Genomic DNA, 18,888 nt, shown 5'->3' on the forward strand with positions numbered 1-18,888 from the left:
TCATTCCTGCCTGCGCAGGAACGACGGCGCCCCAGCCAGGGGCACACACACACCGGGAGACCTGAGAAACGATGAGCATCGACATCCCGCAAGACATCAACATTCCGGAAGTGCTGGCCGAAGTGACCGCCGCCTTCCAGCGCTACGAAGCCGCGCTGGTGAGCAACGACGTCGAGGCACTCGACGCCTTGTTCTGGGACAGCACGCACACCCTGCGCTACGGTGCCACCGAGAACCTCTACGGCTATGCCCAGATCCAGGCCTTCCGTGCCGGGCGGTCGTCGAAGGGGCTGGCGCGCAGCATCTACAACACGGTGATCACCACCTATGGCCGCGATTTCGCGACTGCCAACACCGAGTTCCAGCGGGATGGCAACCCGCGCCTCGGGCGGCAGAGCCAGACCTGGATGCGCACGCCGGACGGCTGGAAGGTGGTGTCCGCCCACGTGTCGCTGATGGATGCGCCGGCAGGCTGACGATTCCGTCACTGTCGTGTATCCGATCCGAAAATTCTCAATCAAGAAAACCCATGTTGCATAGTAGAAGCTGTCGTGGCGGTATGGTGACCGCGCCCCATCACCTCGCCGCGCAGGCAGGTGCCGCCGTCCTGCGTGAAGGGGGCAACGCGGTGGAGGCGATGGTGGCCGCCGCGGCGGCCATCGCAGTGGTGTACCCGCACATGAATGGCATTGGTGGCGACGGCTTCTGGCTGATCGCCGAACCCGGCAAGGCCCCGGTGGCGGTGCGGGCCTGTGGCCAGTCTGCCGCGCTGGCCGACCAGGCGTTCTACCGCGACCACGGCGACACATCGATTCCGGCGCGCGGTGCGCGTGCCGCGCTGACGGTGGCCGGCGCGGTGGGTGGCTGGCAGGCGGCACTGGACGTCGCGGCGCCCTGGGGCAAGGCCCTGCCGCTATCAAGTCTGCTGGCGGATGCGATCCGTCATGCGCAGGACGGCGTCACGGTGACGCCTTCACAGGCTGCGCTGACGAAATCCAAATGGAATGAGCTGAAGGACGTGCCGGGCTTCGTCGAGGCCTTCGCTGCCGATGGCCAGCCGCAGGTAGGCGATACGCTGAAGCAGCCGCGCATCGCCGCGACGCTCGCGCGTCTTGCCGAGGCTGGCCTGGACGACTACTACCGTGGCGATCTGGCACGCAGCATCGCGCGCGACCTCGAAGCACTCGGCAGCCCGCTGCGCCTCGCCGACATCGCCGGCTACCGCGCCAGCGTCGTCGAGCCCCTGTCCGTGCAATTGTCGGTTGGTCGCGTCTTCAACCAGCCGCCACCGACGCAGGGCGTGTCCTCGCTGAACATCATCGCGCTGTTCGACCGCCTGGGCGTGAAGGAGGCGGAGGGCTTCGCGCACCTCCACGGCCTGGTCGAGTCCACCAAGCGTGCCTTCCGCTGGCGCAATCGCCACGTCGGCGACCCCGCGTACATGACGGCCGATCCGCGTGAAGCGCTCAGCGACGCCGTACTGGATGCCGAGGCGCGTGCCATCGACATGCAGCGCGCCGCGCCTTGGCCGGAAGTCGCAAAGCCCGGCGACACCATCTGGATGGGCGCCGCCGATGCGCAGGGCAGGGTGGTCAGCTACATCCAGAGCGTGTTCTGGGAGTTCGGCAGCGGCCTGGTATTGCCGGAGAGTGGCGTGCAGTGGCAGAACCGCGGCGCGTCCTTCACGCTGGCACCCGGCCCCAACGCGCTGCTGCCGGGCCGCCTGCCTTTCCACACATTGAACCCCGCGCTGGCGCAACTTAAGGACGGTCGCGTGCTGGCCTACGGCACCATGGGCGGCGAAGGCCAGCCGCAGACGCAGGCCGCGGTCTTCACGCGGCACGTGCTGTTCGGCCAGGACATGCAGGCCGCCGTGACGGCACCACGCTGGCTGCTGGGCAAGACCTGGGGCGAAGACTCCACCAACCTCAAGCTGGAATCACGCATCGCCCCGCAGGTCATCGACGCCCTGCGCGCCGCCGGCCATGACATCCAGGTGGTGGGCGCCTTCGAGGACATGATGGGCCACGCCGGTGCCGTCGCCTTCCATCCGGATGGCCGCATCGAGGGCGCGACAGACCCGCGTGCAGATGGGGCCTGCGCGGGCGTCTAGCTGACCGTCCGCCCGGTTCCCTCGGGATCGCGAGATCGCCTTGGGTGCCATGGGTGCGCCGTAGTGCGCCATAGGTGGGATAACCCTGCGCATTTCGGATCGGTAGCTTGTCGTTCCTGCGAAGTCAGGGCCTCAATGTCGTTCAGAACCGCCGGGCTCCTGCCCGCGCAGAAGCGACGGACATGACTGGAGCCAGGCGCCATCCACTGCGAGGCGCTGGGGATTCCTTGCCTGTCTTGTGTATTGGTGTGTTAATACACTAGTATTCCTCCATGCCGAGCCGCTTCCATCTCGATCCGCATCTGCCGGAGCCCATCTATCGCCAGTTGATGGACCAGGTGCGCCGTCTGATCGTCGCCGGCCAGCTACGAGCCGGCGACGAGCTGCCGTCGGTGCGGGCCATCGCGGCCACGCATGCGGTCAATCCGATGACGATCTCCAAGGCCTACTCGTTGCTGGAGGCGGAGGGCGTGCTGCAAAGGAACCGCGGCGCAGCGATGTCGGTGGCGGACGGTGCCGACGCAGGGAACGAGCAGGCTATCGATCTGCTGGCGCCCGCGCTGGACCGCGTGGTGAAGGAGGCGGCTCAACTGGGCCTGACGCAGGCGCAGGTCGTCGCCGCCCTGCGCAAACGGATGGGCGGCACAAAGTGAGGAGACGCGTATGAACACAGCATTGATCGAGGCACATGGACTGCAGCGCAAGATGGCTGGAAAGCCGGTTCTGCGGGATATCTCCCTGAACATCCGTGCGGGTGAAACCCTGGGGCTCGTTGGTCGCAACGGCGCCGGCAAGACCACGCTGCTGCGGTGTCTGCTGGGGTTGGCATTTCCGGACGGTGGCGAAGCGCGGGTGTTTGGTGAATCAGCAGCGTCAATGTCCGCGCAGGCTAAATCGCGCCTTGGCTACGTGGCGCAGGGTGGCGACGTTCCGGCCCTTCTTTCGGGCAAGGAGTTGCTGGACATGATGGAAGGCTGGCAGCCGAACTGGTCCAGGCCTTGGGCGAACGAGTTGGTACAGCGCTTTGCGGTACCGCTGCAGACAAGAGCCGACAAATTGTCCGGCGGGGAGCGTCAGCTGCTTGCCCTCGTGCTGGCAATGGGGCACCGGCCGGACCTCCTGGTGCTGGACGAACCGGTCGCGAGTCTGGACCCGGTGGTGCGTCGCGAGGTGGCCGCGACGCTGGCCGAGTTACAAGCCGATCACGACACCGCAATCGTTTTCTCTACGCATGTACTCAGTGATCTGGAGCGTCTTGCGTCGCACCTCGCGGTGCTGGAGGAGGGCGGGCTGCCGTTCCTGCGTGAGGCTGACTCCATCAAGCAGGACGTCTTGCTTTGTCTGATTGCAGGGCGCCAGGGACCTGTTGCGCGCCCTGAACATGACGGAATCCTGTCCTGGCGACCCAGCGGGATGGGTTCGGTGCGGGCGCTGATCGACACGAGTCGGCTTTCTCTGGACGTGCTGCGTCGCGCCTTGGACGCAGATATCGAGTCCCGCGCCCTGAACGTCGAGGACTTCGTGGTGGAGTACCTGCAATGAGTGCCGTGGTGACCCGCTATGCATGGTGGGCATCGCCGCGCCAGTCTGCCGTGTTCATACTGACACTCATCTCGTTCCTGGTCGCCCAGTTGGTGGCGCAGGGTCATGTCTCACTGGGGAGTCGTGCGGAGTGGGTGTGGGAGGGCCTCGGCGTATTCGCCGCATTCGGCCTTTTCACCGCGTCGTTCATGTTGCTTGGCAAGGGACTGATGCGTATGGCGGCCCTGGCTCGCGCGGAGACCGCGCATCTGTTGCCGGATTTCCGGCGACGCATGCGCGACGGGGTGTGGGGTTGGGCTGCACTGGCATTGCTGGCCGCAGGACTCGCGGCCGCCACACTTCCCTCGGGTACCGCCAGATTGGGTCTGGTATTCGTGGCGGTTACATGCTGCGTTGGAATCTTCCCCAGCAGCCTTGACCAGATGCTCCGCACCGTTCGCGGACGCGGCTACGACCGGCATGGCATGTGGATAGCCATACCCGTCGTGATGCTTCAGTACGTTCCAGGTGCTTGGGGCATCACGTTGCAGGTGGCGGGTACGGTGGTGCTGCTCGTCTGGGTTTTCAGGACTCTTACGACGCGCCCAGAACCGTTCTCCGATGGTTTCCGCCAAGCAGCTGGTCGGGTTCGAATGCAATCTTCGCGGGTTGGCGTTCTACGCGACTCGTTCGTCATTTCCGCCGCTGTCGTCTTGGCCTGCATGCTGATTCATCGGGGTGTGACAGCTTCGCAGCCATTTCTTGCTTACTTCACTATGACCAGTTTCCTGCTGCTCGACCCGCGGGGCGCCGACACAGCTCTGCTGAGATTGCGCTGGTTGGCGGGCGCATCGCGCATGCAGCTGCTGGGACTTGGATTCGGCGCTGCGAGCCGGAATGGGCTCGCGGACACATTCGCCATGGGGCTGTTGCTGGCGATCATTGCGAGTTTCGGTGGGCTCGAATGGCGGGAGGCGATGGGGCTGGTTTGCCAGTTTGCGCTGCTGAGATGCGCGTTCCTGTTCTCAGGCCTGTGTTGGGTCGGGGGGAGGCTGTCTTACGGATGGATCTGTGCGCGCATCGGCTTCCACCTTGCGGTCGTGCTCGCGCTGTTCATGCTGCATGACGCGTGGCAGACCGCACTGGGTGACGAGTATCTGGCTGCCATGGCCGTCGCCGCGAGTGCGCTGGTCATGCATGCAGCGGCTTTTGCCGCAGTGGGAGTCTGGCGCTGGCGCCGGCTGGAGTTATAGGCGGAGCTAGGCTGCAGTTGGCGGTGCCGCAGGCGGCGTCGGCTGCAGCGACAGCTCTGCCAGCTTGCGATGTGCCGCATGCGTGGCGTGCGGCAGCAGGCCGGTGAGGTCGGCGAGTTCGAAACGCTGCGGGTCGATCTTCTGGCCGTTGGCGAAGATGAGGTCGAAGGCGTCGGGTTTCTGCAGGGCCATGCCGAGCAGCAGCAGCATCGGCAGCGGGTTGCCGATGCGCGGCGCGCTGCCGGACAGGTTGTCCTGCGCGATCACCATGAACGGTTGCGGGGTGGTGCTGTGGCGGGCCGTCCAGATGCGTTCGCGCTGGTCGGTCTTGGTGGTGAAGGGGGTCACCGTGTTCCAGCGCGTGATGACGAGTTCGGCCGTCGCGACCGTTTCCGGCCACGACAGGCGGGTTCTCCACATGAAGCTTTGCAGACCGGCCATGACGAACGAAGTGGGACAGGCGAAGGGATGACGGCTGGATTTACGGCGTGACGCCGGCCACGCTTGAGCTTCGTTCGTGTCGGAACGTGTCAGGCGAGGCTGGCAAAGGCCGTGCGGGCCGCGTCGACGGTGGCCTGGATGTCGGCGTCGGTGTGCGCGGCGGACACGAAACCGGCTTCGAAGGCGGAGGGGGCGAAGTAGTGGCCCGCGTCCAGCATGGCGTGGAAGAAGCGGTTGAAGCGTTCGCGGTCCGCCGCCATGACTTCGGCAAAACTGGTGGGAGGCGTCTCGCTGAAGTACAGGCCGAACATGCCGCCGACGGCCTGGGCGGAGAACACGCAGCCGGCCTCGCGCGCCGCGTGCTGCAGCCCATCGACCAGGCGACGGGTGTGCGCCTCCAGCAACTCGTAGAATCCCGGCGCACTGATGAGCCTGAGCGTGGCAAGCCCGGCCGCGACGGCCACCGGGCTGCCGGACAGGGTGCCGGCCTGGTACACGCTGCCCAGCGGTGCGACCTTCTCCATGATGTCGCGGCGACCGCCGAAGGCACCCACCGGCATGCCGCCACCGATGACCTTGCCCAGCGTCACCAGGTCCGCCTGGATGCCGTACAGCCCCTGCGCCCCGGTGAGGCCGACGCGGAAACCGGTCATCACTTCGTCGAAGATCAGCACGACGCCGTGGCGCGTGCATAGCTCGCGCAACAACTTCATGTAGGCCTGCGAGGGGCGCACGAGGTTCATGTTGCCGGCGATGGGCTCGATGATCACGCAGGCGATCTCGCCGCCGCGGGCGCGGAAGGTTTCTTCGAGTTGTTGCGGCTCGTTGAAGTCCAGCACCAGCGTGTGCTTTGCGAAGTCCGCCGGCACGCCGCCCGAGGACGGATTGCCGAAGGTGAGCAGGCCGGAGCCGGCTTTCACCAGCAGGCTGTCGGCGTGGCCGTGGTAGCAGCCTTCGAACTTGACGATGGCGTCGCGCCCGGTGAAACCGCGGGCGAGGCGGATGGCACTCATCGTGGCCTCGGTGCCGGACGACACCAGGCGCACCATCTCCAGCCCCGGCACCATCGCACACAGGGTCTCGGCCATCTCGATCTCGCGCTCGGTCGGCGCGCCGAAGGACAGGCCGAGCGTGGCGGCCTGCTTCACCGCGCGCACCACGTCCGGGTGCGCATGGCCGACGATGGCCGGTCCCCAGGAGCCCACGTAGTCCACGTACTGCTTGTCGTCGGCGTCCCAGGTGTAGGCGCCTTGCCCGCGGGTGATGAAGCGTGGCGTGCCGCCAACCGAGCGGAACGCCCGCACCGGCGAATTGACGCCGCCGGGAATGGTTTGCTGGGCGCGAGCGAAAAGATCTGCGTTACGGCTCATGGAACGTCCTTCGGGAAAAATGGATGCCGTCAGGCGGCAGGCGAGGCGGTGAACAGCGCTGCGAAGCGTGCCGCCTGGGCGCGCGGATCCGCGGCGTTGTAGATGTCGGTGATGACGGCCAGCAGGTCGGCCCCGGCGGCCACCAGCGGCGGCGCGTTGTCGGCGGTGATGCCGCCGATGCACACCACGGGCAGGCCGAGTTCGTCCCGCGCGCGTCCGATCAGCGCGCGCGACGCGGCCACGGCATGCGGTTTGGTGGAGGAGGGATACATGGCGCCGAAGGCCACGTAGGCAGCACCGCCCGCTGCCGCAGCCCGGGCGCGCTCCATCTCGTTGTAACAGGACACGCCGACGATGAAGCCAGCACCTGCGCGGGCGCGGATGGCTGCCAGGTCGCCATCGTCGCGGCCGATGTGCACGCCGTCGGCGTCCACCGTGAGTGCAAGGTCGAGGTCGTCGTTGACGATGAAGCAGGTGCCGGTGGCCTTGCAGAGCGCCGCCAGGGCAGCGGCCTGTTCGAGGCGCTGCGCCGGCTCGGCGTGCTTGTGGCGATATTGCAGGCAGGTGGCGCCGCCCTCGATGGCCGCGCGGCTGACGTCGAGCAGTCGCGCGGTGTCGTCCCAGTCGGGCGTCACCAGGTAGAGGCCACGGCGCAGTTCCATGCGTGCCTCGTTACTTCTGCCGGATTGAATAGAAGCGGTCGGGGATCATCTGCCCCATGCCTAGCCGCAGGCCGTGCGCGAGGGTGTCCCAGGTGTAGCGCTGGGCCGCCTGCACGGCTTCCGGCACCGGCATTCCGTGGGCAAGGAAAGCCGCGATGGCCGCCGCGAGCGTGTCGCCCGCGCCGTGGTAGCTGCCCGGCAGCCGCTCCCAGGCGTCGGTGCGGATCGTTCCGCGCGCTCCGTGAAGGGTGTTGACCACCTGCGGGGTCTGCTCGTGGGCGCCGGTCACCAGGACGTGCTGGGCCCCCAGCTCGATGAGGTGGCGCGCGCAGTCGGCGAGGCTGGTCTCGGCGCCGCCGGCTTCCTCCTCGCCGTCGTCTTCCTCCTGGGCGAGCCGGCGCAGTTCCATGGTGTTGGGCGTCAACACGGTGGTGAGCGGCAGCAGCAGTTCGCTCATGGCGGCCAGCATCTCTTCATCGACCAGCGGGTCGCCACGGCCGGTGGTGATGACGGGGTCGAACACCAGCGGGATGTCCGGGTAGTCGGAAACCACCTCGGCCACCGCCGCGACGTTCTCGATGCTGACCAGCACGCCGACCTTGAAGGCCTGCACGCGCATGTCTTCCAGCAACACGCGCGCCTGGTCGACCACCCAGTCGCCGTCGCTGGCCTGCACGTCTTCGATACCTGCGGTGTCCTGCAGGGTGAATCCGGTCAATACCGACAGCGGATGCGTGCCGAGGGCCGCAAGCGTGAGGATGTCAGCCTGCATTCCACCGCCGCCCGTCGGGTCGGATGCGGCGAATGTCATGACGACAGGAAGGGGGGATGAGGCAGGCTTGATATCCATCGCGAAAACCGCAGGAAAACGCTAAAGCTCGGCAGGGCAAATGCCGAAATGCGCTAAGATCGATCGAGTTTACCTGAACGTTTCCCACATGTCCGAAGGCAGCGTTAACGACTTCAAAGCCTATATGTGTCTCATCTGCGGCTTCATTTATGACGAAGCTGCCGGTGTGCCGGAGGAGGGCATCGCCCCCGGGACGAGGTGGGAGGACATTCCTCCCAACTGGCAGTGTCCGGAGTGCGAAGCGCGCAAGGAAGATTTCGAGATGGTCAGTATTTGAGCAGTGCCGTATGTCGCATCGCAGCACGTTCAATACATTGCGACCACAACAGTTTTGGGTATATTCATACGCCCGTTTGGGCAAGTCGTCACCGACCGCAGGGGCAGATGCGGCGGGGCTGGCAGGCACGTAGAAGCTGATCGGCTCCCGAAGGGGCCGGAGCGAATGAATAAGGGAGACCGCGTTGGCTGAAGGATCGGACGCCTCTGGCGTCAAGGTTATGGTCATCGACGATAGCAATACGATTCGTCGCAGCGCCGAGATTTTCCTGGCTCAGGCCGGCTACCAGGTGCTCCTGGCCGAAGACGGCTTCGATGCGTTGTCCAAGATCGCGGATCACCATCCGGATCTCATTTTCGTCGACATCATGATGCCGCGCCTGGATGGCTACCAGACCTGCGCGCTCATCAAGAAGAACCCGCGTTTCGCCTCCACCCCCGTGGTCATGCTGTCGTCCAAGGACGGCCTGTTCGACCGCGCGCGTGGCCGCATGGTCGGGTCCGACGAATACCTCACCAAACCCTTTACCAAGGACAGCCTGCTGAAGGCTGTTTCCGCGCACACCGTTGCGCGTACTCAACGATAGTCAGTGCTGGGAGAAGCGCCATGCCGGTCAAGAAGATCCTCGTCGTAGACGACTCGCCAACCGAACGTTTCGCCATGGCGGAATTCCTCACCAAGAACGGCTTCGCTGTCGTCATGGCCGAGAACGGTGAAGACGGCGTGGCGAAGGCCCGTGCCGAACTGCCGGACCTGATCCTCATGGACGTGGTGATGCCCGGCATCAACGGCTACCAGGCGACTCGCACCATCTCGCGCGACGAAGCGACCCGCAACATCCCCATCATCATGACCACCAGCAAGGACCAGGAAACGGACAAGATCTGGGGCATGCGCCAGGGTGCGTTCGACTACATGACCAAGCCGGTCAACCAGGACGACCTGCTGAAGAAGATCGCAGCCATCGGCTGAGATCGCAGGACACGACACGCGTCGCATACACGAACACAAACAGACACCAGGCAGGGGTAATCCAGACACATGGCCAAGCGAATCAGTTTGCGCGAATTCCAGCAGGACCTCGCCAAGCGCCTTGCCGAGGTCAAGATCGCCGGGCACCGCTCCGCGTTGCTGGCGGTCACTGCGGCGGGCGAGAACTGGCTGGTCGACCTGCAGGATGCCGGCGAGATCATCGCCGCGCCGTCCCTGAGCCCGGTGCCGCTGACCCTCAACTGGTTCCGGGGTGTCGCCAACGTACGGGGCAACCTGTTCAGCGTTGTGGATTTCGCCGCATTCTGCGGAGAGGCGCCCATAGCCTTGACGGCGGATTCGCGGATCATGCTGATCGGCGCAAAGCATGGGCTCAACACGGCGCTGCTGGTGTCCCGCGCGCTGGGTTTGCGGAACCCGGAAGATTTCGAAGTGGATGAAGCCTTCGTTGACGCGCGTCCCTGGATTGCCGGGGCAATGCGCGACAGCCAGGGTCGCTTGTGGAAACGTCTTGTCGTGCGACCGCTGCTGGCGGATCCGCGCTTCCTCGACGCGAGTATCGATCACCGGCATTGAACTGAACGTCACCAACTTAGATAGGGCGTGTGGGGCGCCCCGAACGCCCCCTGTCTCGGCAAGACAAGAGTCCGCAAGGATCGGAGCAAAGGCATGGCACTGAAACTGAAGAATCCGCTGGGTGGCATTTCGTTCCCCTTCAAGAAAGGGGGGCGGAGCAAGGACGATGTTCCTCTGGGTTCTGCCAGCACGATCATGGACAGCTCGGGCGACGCCCCGAAGCCCGGGAACCTGCGCGTCCGGCTGCCCCTCATCGGCAACAAGCCGATTGCCGAGCAGCTACGTGTCTTGGGTCTGCTCTTCGCGGTGTTTGCGGTGGTCGCGGTGCTGCTGACCTACATGCAGATCCGCCAGGCCTCGCACGGCACGACCTTCGTGTCCGCCGCGACGCAGATGGGTACCCTGTCCCAGAGTCTCGCGAAAGCGGCCCAGCTCGCGGTGACCGGTGGTCGCACTGGCTTTACGGAATTGAAGGAAAGCCGCGAGCGTTTCGCGACGCTGATCGACGCCGTGAACAACGGTGGCGAGATCGACGGCAACTCCATTCCTGCCAGCCCGGCCGCTGCATCCGCGGAGCTCAAGGAACTGAACGACGCCTGGGCAAGCACCAACAAGCTCGCCAATGACCTCGCCTCGCAACAGGTCAGTTTGACCCGCCTGGGTACGGCGGTGACGGCCATCAATGCCAACAACTCCCAACTGCTCGACCTCTCCGAGCAGGTCGCCGCGCTGAAGCTGCAACGCGATGCGCCGGCGGCCGAGATCGCTACCGCCAACCAGGTGGTGATGCTGACGCAGCGTATGGCGAAGAACGCCAACGCGCTGCTCGCGTCGGAAGCGGTGGACCCGGAGGTCGTGTTCCTGCTCGGCAAGGACGCCAACAGCTTCGAGGAGCTGCTGACCCAGTTGAACGAGATGACCCGCGATCCGGAAACCAAGGAGAAGCTGGAACAGCTGCAGCGTTACTCCACGCGCCACCTGCTGGCCGTCGGCGGGATCCTGAACAACGTGCAGCTGCTGGTGCAGGCCAAGCGCGCCGGTCGCCAGATCTTCGCGGAATCGCAGAACCTGCTGAAGTTCACCAACAACCTGGCGACCGCCTACAACACGGCCTACACCAGCAACCGCCTCATCATCGCCATCGTGATCTCCGCCGTGCTTGCGCTGATCATCCTGGGCCTGATGGCGCTGGCCTACGGTGACGACATCGCCGCCCGTCGTGAAGAAGCGGAAACGCAGCGCGCGCTGGCGGAAGGTGAAAAGAACATGACGCAGCAGGCCATTCTGCGTCTGATGAACGAAATGGGCGACTTGGCGGACGGTGACTTGACGATCCGCGCGACGGTGACCGAAGACGTGACCGGCGCCATCGCCGACTCGGTGAACTACACGATTGAAGAACTCTCCGTGCTGGTGCGTCGAATCAACGACGCGGCCGGTCGCGTGACGGCCGCTACCGAATCCGCGCAGCGCGTCTCCGGTGAGCTGCTCGACGCTTCCGAACGCCAGTCGCGCGAGATCCAGGGCGCCGGATCGCAGATTCAGGACATGGCGCGTTCGATCAGTACCGTATCGTCCAACGCGCTGGAAACCGCGCAGGTGGCGCGCCGCTCGCTGGAAGCTGCGCGCAAGGGTGCGGACGCGGTGCAGAACTCGATCTCCGGCATGAACGAGATCCGCGAGCAGATCCAGGAAACCTCGAAGCGGATCAAGCGACTCGGCGAATCCTCGCAGGAGATCGGTGAAATCGTGGAGCTGATTTCCGACATTACCGAACAGACCAACGTGCTGGCGCTGAACGCTGCCATTCAGGCGGCGAGCGCAGGTGAAGCCGGCCGCGGCTTCACGGTGGTTGCGGAAGAAGTGCAGCGCCTCGCGGAACGCTCCGCCGAGGCGACGAAGCAGATCGCCGCGATCGTGAAGACCATTCAGACCGACACCCACGACGCCGTGGCCGCTATGGAAAGTTCGACGCGGGGTGTGGTGGAAGGGGCCAAGCTGTCCGACGCGGCCGGTCAGGCGCTGTCCGAGATCGGCGACGTGTCGGTGGAAATGGCGACGCTGGTCGAGAAGATCTCCTCCGATACGCAGAAGCAGGCGTCCGTGGCTACCGAGGTGTCGGAAGCCATGCGCGGCATTCTCGCGATTACCGAACAGACCACCCGAGGTACGCAACAGTCGGCGTTGTCGATCGGTCAGCTCGCCGACCTCGCTGTCGAACTGAAGGGTTCCGTGTCGGGCTTCAAGGTCTGAACACCAACATGACGCAACGTCGCCCGGCTTCGTTGCGCGAAATCCCGTCTGCCAACCATTCCTGCCCGGCGCGCGTGCGCGTGCCGGCGCCTGTGGCCGCATCCGTGCCACTCCTCCGAGGCTAGAGCATGAGCACCAGCGATTTCGATATCGGACCGCTCACCTGGGTGAAAAGCGAGATCGACGCGGCCCTCGACCGCGCGCGCGAGAGCATCCAGAAGGCACAGAGCGGCAGCGAACGACGCGAACCCCTGCGATTCGCCCAGACTCACGTCCACCAGGCCAGCGGTGCCCTGTCGGTGGTCGGCCTCGACGGCGTGTCCCAGTTTGCCGATGCGATCGACAAGCTGCTGGCCAGCCTGGCAAGTGGCGAGCGCGAGCCGGATGACGCGAGCATCACCCTGGCGCTGCGTGGCATTGCGGTGCTGGCCAACTACATCAACGAACTGCTGGCTGGCGCGCCGCACCAGCCGCTGCGTCTGTTCGATACCTTCCGCGAGCTGGTCGCGGCGCGTGGCGGCGAAGCGCCGGTGCCGAGCGAACTGTTCTTCCCGGACCTCGGCGTACGCCCGGCACTGGCACAGGCCCGTGACGTGGACCCGGCCCGCGCGGCACATGAGTTGCGCGTCATGCGTGGCCGCTTCGAGAAGGGCCTGCTGGCCTGGATCCGCCAGCCGAAGTCCCCCGAAGGCCCCGAGGAGATGCTGAAGGCGGTGCGCCGCATCGAGCAATTGCAGGCGTTGCCCGCCACCCGCGCATTCTGGTGGGCTGCCATTGCGTTCTTCGAAGGTGTTGCCCAGCAGACCATTCCCACCGATCGCGCCGCGCACAAGCTGTGCCGCCGTATCGACACCCAGATGCGACGCCTCATCGAGGGCTCGCAGGTGGTGGCCGAGCGTCTCGTGCGCGACGTGCTGTACTTCGTTGCCACGGCCGCCACCGACAGCCCTCACGCCCAGGCCGTGCGTCAGGTGTATCGCCTGGAGCGTCTGCTCCCGTCGCCCGAGGCGCAGCTTTCCGACACCCTGCGCCAGCCGCTGGCACTGCGCGTGCGCGAAGCCCTGGAGCAGGCGAAGGATTCGTGGAACCGTTTCTCGGCAGGTGCCGCCGTCGCCCTGCCGCAGTTCGTCGAACAGCTTGCCGAGCTGAGTGCGCGTGCTGCGCCCATGCGCGTCGCCCAGGTCGACCGTTTGCTGGGTTCGCTCAATGAACTGCTGGGCTGGCTGCGTGCCGACCCCTTGCGTGCCAATGAAGCGCTCGCCATGGACGTGGCAACCGGCCTGCTGGTCATCGAACAGACCAACGAGTCGCCGAACGCCGACCCGGCCACGCTGCGACGACAGGTCGACACGCTGTGCGAGCGCTACGCTGCCCGCGCCCGCGGCGAGATGCTGCCGGCGCTGGACGACAGCGTGTTCGGCGAGACCTCGCGGCGTGCGCAGGAAAAGCTGTTCTTCAACCAGTTGGCGCGCGAGATCCTCACCAACCTGGGGCAGATCGAGCAAACCCTGGATGCCTTCTTCCGCAATTCGGCACAGCGCGACGGGCTGCCGGGTCTGTCCGGCCCGCTCAAGCAGATCGAAGGTGCCTTCGCCGTGCTGGGCGAACCGCGTGCGGTGCAACTGGTGCGCGAGGCCGCGCAGCGCGTCGTCACCTTTGCTGGACAGAGCGAGCCGCCCTCGCAGGACGAATGCAAGGACGTCGCCCATCAGCTCTCGGCGCTGGGCTTCTACGTCGAAGCGCTGAAGACCGGACCGGCGAAGCTGGAACATTTCCTCGATCCGGATTCGGCCAAGCTCTCCGACAGCGAAGTGGAAGCCGTCACCGTTACCGTGGAGGCACAGCTCGCACGCGACAGCCGTGGCACCCAGGAGCTGGTGGAAGCGCTGAAGGAAGCGCCGCAGGATGAAGGCCTGCGCCAGCAACTGGTCAGCAACCTGGAAGCCCTGCGCGAAGACGCCCATCTCATCGCCGACAGCGAGCTGGAACAGAACGCCCGCGATGCGCTGGCCAGCCTGAAGTCCGGCGAAGTCGGAACGGCCGAGCTGGCCGAGGCGCTCTCGCATGTTTCCCCGATTGCCGCGCCGCAGCCGTCCGAGGAAACCGCCCGCCTGATGCAGACGAGTGGCGAGGAGCTCGACGCCGAACTGCTCGAGATCTTCCTGGAAGAGGCGACCGAGGTACTGGAGACGCTGCGCAGCGCACATGCCGTGGTCAGCGCCGAACCGCACAACGTCGAGGCGCTCACGACGCTGCGCCGCGCCTATCACACGTTCAAGGGCAGTAGCCGCATGGTCGGTCTCAACGACTTCTCGGAGGCCGCAAGGCACGTCGAGATGACGATGAACCGCTGGCTACAGCTCGACAAGAACGGCAGTGCCGAGATCCTCGCACTGGTGGAGCATGGCCGCGTGGTTTTCGACGCCTGGGTCAAGCAACTGCGTACGGGCGGCAGTGTCTGGTACGACGCCGCTGCGCTGATCAAGCATGCCGACGACCTGCTGGCCCATCTCGACAATCCGGACGAGCCGCCGCCCGGCAAGCAGCCGGTGCCGGCTGCGGCTCCCGCAGCAGCAGTGGCCGCAGCCGTCGGCGGCAGCGCGCCGGCAGCGGGCGGCACGAAGATGGAACTCGATGTCGACCTGTCGGAAGACATCGAGCCTGCTCCTGCCGTGGCACCCGCCGCGAAGCTGGTCGAACATTCGCTTTCCGAGACCACCTTCGACTTCGACGCCTTCGATTTGCCGGAACTCGGCCACGGCGAGACGCGCTACGAAGCCTCGCTGGAAGAGACCCGCCTGGACGTGCCCTCGCTGGCGGCACTCGGTCTGGACGAGGCGCCGTTCGACGTCAGCGACGAACCGCAGGAGATGGACCTCACCAGCACGCAGCTGACCGGTCCGGCCACCGAACTCGAATCGCCTGTCTTCACCCCCATGCCTGCTCCCGTGTCAGCGCCGGCAGGCGATGCTGTGTCCGGGGCGCTGACGCATACCGATCTGCACCCTGTCGCGGAAGACGAGGTCGTCGCCGAGATGGATCTGACCAGTTCCCTGGTGGGAATGGATCTGGCTCGCCTGGAGCGAGCCGAGTCGGACCATGCCGAGGTCGACCTCACCGACAGCTCGCTGGATCCCAGCATGTTGCGACAGGTGGAAGACATCGGCCAGGAGACCTCGCTGGACCTGCCGAGCTTCGCGGAGCTGGAGGCGATCGCGAGTGGAGAGCCCCGTGAAGAAGCCGTTGCCGAAGGTGGCGAGGAACTGCCGGGCGACGATGCCCTGACCCTGGCGGACCTGGAGGCCCGTGAGGCCGCCGAAGACCTGCCGGTGATGGCGGAAGCGGTGAGCGAGGCTGCGACCGATGTGTCTGCGCCGACGTCCTCGTTCGTGACCGAGGTGGTGCCGTCGGCTGCCACGCCAGTGCCGGCGGAGCCGAAGCTGCAGGAAGTGTCGATCGAGGACGAAGCCGAGGGCGACATCGACCTGCCGCATATCAACCTGTATGCGCTGGGCGGCGAGGCACTGCCCGACAGCATGGCGCAACGCGTGGCCGAGATCGTCAACACCACGCCGCCGCCCGCCAGCGACAGCGAGGTGACGCTGGGCGAGCACACCATCTCGCGCGGCCTGTTCGACATGTACATGGGCGAGGCGCGCCAGCATCTGGCCGTGCTGCGTGAAGAAATCGGCCTGCTGCAGGCCAATCCGCTTCGCACGCCGTCTGCTGCGTCGGTGCGTGCAGCCCACACGCTCGCCGGCATTTCCGGCACGGCCCGTATCGAGCCGGTGCAGGCGCTGGCCAAGGCGCTGGAGCATGCGCTGCATCACTTCTGTGATGTTGGCCGCACGCCCGACCTCAACCAGACGGCCGTGATGGCCACCGCCGTGTCCACCCTCGAAGCGATGGTCGCCGAGGTGGAGCGCATGAGCGTGCCCCTGCTGGTTCCCGAACTGGTCGATCAGCTCGACAACCTGCGTCCGCAGTTCGACGCGCCGCGTGAGCCGGCGCCGCTCGAGCCCGCGCCGATCGCCCAGGCGAACGAAGCGCCGGCTGCGGTGACCGCCTACGACCTGCCCGAGCCGGAGCCCGTGGTCATCGCCGCGGCGGACGACGAGGACGACGAGCCCCTGCACACCGTGCAGGACGATCTCGACGAGCAGTTGCTGCCGATCTTCTTCGAAGAAGCCGACGAGCTGACTGCCGAGATCGAGGCCACGCTGCGCCAGTTGCGCAGCCAGCCGGACGACGCGGAAGCGATGAAGTCGCTGGCCCGTTCGCTGCACACCTTCAAGGGCAGCGCACGGATGGCCGGTGCGATGCGCCTGGGCGAATACATCCACGAGCTTGAAACCCATATCGAGGCTGACCTGCTCGCGCAGAAGGCCGGCCCGCAGCTTGTGGACCAGATGGAAAACGGCATCGACGCCATCGGTTCCCAGCTGGCCCTGCTGAAGGATCCGTCGGCCGCGGTGCAGGCGCCGGCGCAAGCCGCGTCCGCGATGCCCACGGTGGAAGAGGAAGCGGCCATTTCGTTCGGCGCGCCGGTGTTCGCCGAAGCCCCGGCTGCAGACGCGCCAGTCGCCCACAGCATGGCGGTCCAGCCCATCCAGCTTGCGCCGCCGCCTGTCGACGAAATCGAGCCGGCGCAGGTGCGGCCGAACCTGCGCGTACGGGCCGACCTCATCGACCGCTTCGTGAACGAGGCCGGCGAAATCTCCATCGCGCGGACCCGTGTCGAGGGCGAGATGCGGACGCTGCGCCGTTCGCTGCTGGACCTGACCGAAAACGTGATCCGTTTGCGCAACCAGTTGCGCGAAGTGGAAATCTCCGCCGAGTCGCAGATGCAGTCGCGCATCGCCGCGGCGGAGTCGCAGCACGCCGAGTTCGACCCCCTGGAGTTCGACCGTTTCACCCGTCTGCAGGAAGTGACGCGGATGATGGCCGAGTCGGTGGGTGACGTGACGACCATCCAGCAGAACCTCCTGCGCAACCTCGACGCAGCCGACACCGCCCTGCACTCGCAGGGGCGCCTGTCGCGCGACCTGCAGCAGGCGCTGATGGGCGTGCGCATGGTGCCCTTCGACGATCTCGCCGACCGCCTGCATCGCGTCGTGCGCCAGACCGCGAAGGAACTGGGCAAGCGCGCCAACCTCGACATCCGCGGTGGCCGCATCGAGATCGACCGCAGCGTGCTGGACCGCATGACTGCGCCGATCGAGCACCTGTTGCGCAACGCCATCGCCCACGGCGTGGAAACGCCGGACGTGCGTTCCGCGAATGGCAAGTCCGAGATCGGCCAGATCACCATCACGCTGACCCAGCGGTCCAACGAAATCTCGCTGGCAATGGCCGACGACGGCCGTGGTCTCAACTACGAACGCATTCTGGCGCGTGGCCGCGAGGCCGGATTCGTCCAGCCGGGCGACCAGCCGAGCGACAGCCAGCTCACCCAGCTCATCTTCGAGCCGGGCTTCTCCACCGCCGAGACCGTGTCCGGCGTCGCGGGCCGCGGCGTCGGCATGGACGTCGTGAAGAACGAAACCCTGGCGGTCGGCGGCCGTATCGACGTGTCCTCCACGCCGGGGCAGGGCGCGCAGTTCCTCATCCACCTGCCGCTGACCCTGGCGGTCACGCAGGCGCTGCTGGTGCGTGCCGGTGGCCGCACCTACGCGGTGCCGTCCAACATGGTCGAGCAGGCGCTGGAGCTGAAGGAAACGCCGCTGCAGGAAGTCCGCGACCGCGGTTACGCCGAATGGAAGACCCAGCAGTACCCGTTCCGCTACCTGCCGCGTCTGCTGGGCGATACCGCGACGCAGCCCGAGCAGGGCCGTTTCCACTGGGTGCTGTTGCTGCGTGCCGGTAACGAAACCCTGGCCATGCACATCGACGAACTGCGCGGCAACCAGGAAATCGTGGTCAAGAACGCCGGCCCGCAGTTCACGCGTCTGCAGGGTTATACCGGCGCCACCGTGCTGCCGGACGGCGAGATCGCCCTGATCCTGAACCCCGTGGTGCTGGCCGGCCGCTACCGCAGCAGCGAGGAGCAGGGTGGCAGCGACGAGTTCGCGCCGGTGGCCGATACCTACGAGGTGCCGACGGTCATGGTGGTCGATGACTCGCTCACCGTGCGCAAGATCACCAGCCGTCTGCTGGAGCGCGAAGGCTACCGCGTGGTCACTGCCAAGGACGGTGTCGATGCCCTGGAGCAACTCGTCGAGCTCAAGCCCGACGTGATGCTGCTGGACATCGAAATGCCGCGGATGGATGGCTTCGATCTCGCGCGTAACGTGCGTGCCGACGACAAGCTCAACGACATCCCGCTGATCATGATCACGTCGCGGATGGCCGACAAACACCGCAACTACGCGATGGAAATCGGCGTCAACCACTACCTCGGCAAGCCCTATCAGGAAGAGCATCTGCTCGAACTGATCGCTGGATTCATCGCTGCCGCGCGGCGCTGATCTACCACACAAAACGCCCGCACCGACCGAGGGGCAGGTTGTGCAGTTTGCGCAACCTGCCCCTTAACTTTCACTTACTTCGGGGTGTGGGGCTGGGGTAGAATCCGCCCTCCCC

The 18,888-nt window shown here is 65.9% G+C and carries 15 protein-coding genes; 11 read left to right on the forward strand and 4 right to left on the reverse strand.

All coding sequences use genetic code 11. The features are described 5' to 3' along the window. Positions 1–71: 71 nt before the first annotated feature. From hpxZ to VVD47_RS16945, 5 genes are all read left to right on the forward strand, one after another. Complete coding sequence (gene hpxZ / locus VVD47_RS16925) at positions 72–476, forward strand: oxalurate catabolism protein HpxZ (RefSeq protein WP_327604691.1); 405 nt, start codon at positions 72–74, stop codon at positions 474–476. 53 nt (positions 477–529) lie between these two features. Next, the gene (locus VVD47_RS16930) at positions 530–2,113 is read left to right on the forward strand and encodes a gamma-glutamyltransferase family protein (RefSeq protein ID WP_327604692.1); all 1,584 of its coding nucleotides are present in this window, start codon (positions 530–532) and stop codon (positions 2,111–2,113) included. A gap of 272 nt (positions 2,114–2,385) precedes the next feature. Continuing rightward, positions 2,386–2,766, forward strand: a complete 381-nt coding sequence (locus VVD47_RS16935; protein WP_327604693.1) for a GntR family transcriptional regulator — start codon at positions 2,386–2,388, stop codon at positions 2,764–2,766. A 10-nt stretch (positions 2,767–2,776) separates the two neighbouring features. Continuing rightward, on the forward strand, positions 2,777–3,655 hold the full coding sequence (locus VVD47_RS16940) for an ABC transporter ATP-binding protein (RefSeq protein ID WP_327604694.1): 879 nt from the start codon (positions 2,777–2,779) through the stop codon (positions 3,653–3,655). Next, positions 3,652–4,887 (forward strand): hypothetical protein, encoded by a 1,236-nt coding sequence (locus tag VVD47_RS16945; protein WP_327604695.1) that lies wholly within the window; start codon positions 3,652–3,654, stop codon positions 4,885–4,887. Before VVD47_RS16940 ends, VVD47_RS16945 begins: the two co-directional genes overlap by 4 nt. Before the next feature lie 6 nt (positions 4,888–4,893). Here the strand turns inward: VVD47_RS16945 and VVD47_RS16950 are convergent, their stop codons facing one another. From VVD47_RS16950 to thiD, 4 genes are all read right to left on the reverse strand, one after another. Further along, positions 4,894–5,307, reverse strand: a complete 414-nt coding sequence (locus VVD47_RS16950; protein WP_327604696.1) for a hypothetical protein — start codon at positions 5,305–5,307, stop codon at positions 4,894–4,896. 110 nt (positions 5,308–5,417) lie between these two features. Further along, on the reverse strand, positions 5,418–6,698 hold the full coding sequence (hemL, locus tag VVD47_RS16955; protein WP_327604697.1) for a glutamate-1-semialdehyde 2,1-aminomutase: 1,281 nt from the start codon (positions 6,696–6,698) through the stop codon (positions 5,418–5,420). 29 nt (positions 6,699–6,727) lie between these two features. Then, positions 6,728–7,360 (reverse strand): thiamine phosphate synthase, encoded by a 633-nt coding sequence (thiE, locus tag VVD47_RS16960; RefSeq protein WP_327604698.1) that lies wholly within the window; start codon positions 7,358–7,360, stop codon positions 6,728–6,730. Between the two features lie 10 nt (positions 7,361–7,370). Next, positions 7,371–8,210: a bifunctional hydroxymethylpyrimidine kinase/phosphomethylpyrimidine kinase gene (gene thiD / locus VVD47_RS16965; RefSeq protein WP_327604699.1), complete on the reverse strand. Its 840-nt coding sequence runs from the start codon at positions 8,208–8,210 to the stop codon at positions 7,371–7,373. A 124-nt stretch (positions 8,211–8,334) separates the two neighbouring features. Between thiD and VVD47_RS16970 the strand changes: the two genes are divergently transcribed. The 6 genes from VVD47_RS16970 (at position 8,335) to VVD47_RS16995 (ending at position 18,773) form a co-directional block, all read left to right on the forward strand. Beyond that, positions 8,335–8,487, forward strand: coding sequence for a rubredoxin (locus tag VVD47_RS16970; RefSeq protein ID WP_443080999.1), 153 nt, complete (start codon positions 8,335–8,337; stop codon positions 8,485–8,487). A 220-nt stretch (positions 8,488–8,707) separates the two neighbouring features. Further along, positions 8,708–9,073 carry a twitching motility response regulator PilG gene (gene pilG, locus VVD47_RS16975; RefSeq protein WP_327605123.1) on the forward strand — a complete coding sequence of 122 codons (366 nt, stop codon included), beginning with the start codon at positions 8,708–8,710 and terminating at the stop codon, positions 9,071–9,073. A 20-nt stretch (positions 9,074–9,093) separates the two neighbouring features. Further along, positions 9,094–9,459 carry a response regulator transcription factor gene (locus tag VVD47_RS16980; RefSeq protein ID WP_327604701.1) on the forward strand — a complete coding sequence of 122 codons (366 nt, stop codon included), beginning with the start codon at positions 9,094–9,096 and terminating at the stop codon, positions 9,457–9,459. Positions 9,460–9,528: 69 nt separating this feature from the next. Beyond that, a complete protein-coding gene (locus VVD47_RS16985) occupies positions 9,529–10,053 on the forward strand; it encodes a chemotaxis protein CheW (protein ID WP_327604702.1) in 525 nt (174 codons plus the stop codon). A gap of 93 nt (positions 10,054–10,146) precedes the next feature. After that, positions 10,147–12,306, forward strand: a complete 2,160-nt coding sequence (locus VVD47_RS16990; RefSeq protein ID WP_327604703.1) for a methyl-accepting chemotaxis protein — start codon at positions 10,147–10,149, stop codon at positions 12,304–12,306. Between the two features lie 128 nt (positions 12,307–12,434). Beyond that, on the forward strand, positions 12,435–18,773 hold the full coding sequence (locus VVD47_RS16995) for a hybrid sensor histidine kinase/response regulator (protein WP_327604704.1): 6,339 nt from the start codon (positions 12,435–12,437) through the stop codon (positions 18,771–18,773). Positions 18,774–18,888: the final 115 nt, after the last annotated feature.

The sequence above is a fragment of the Uliginosibacterium sp. H1 genome (assembly GCF_036017065.1).
GTDB lineage: Bacteria > Pseudomonadota > Gammaproteobacteria > Burkholderiales > Rhodocyclaceae > Uliginosibacterium.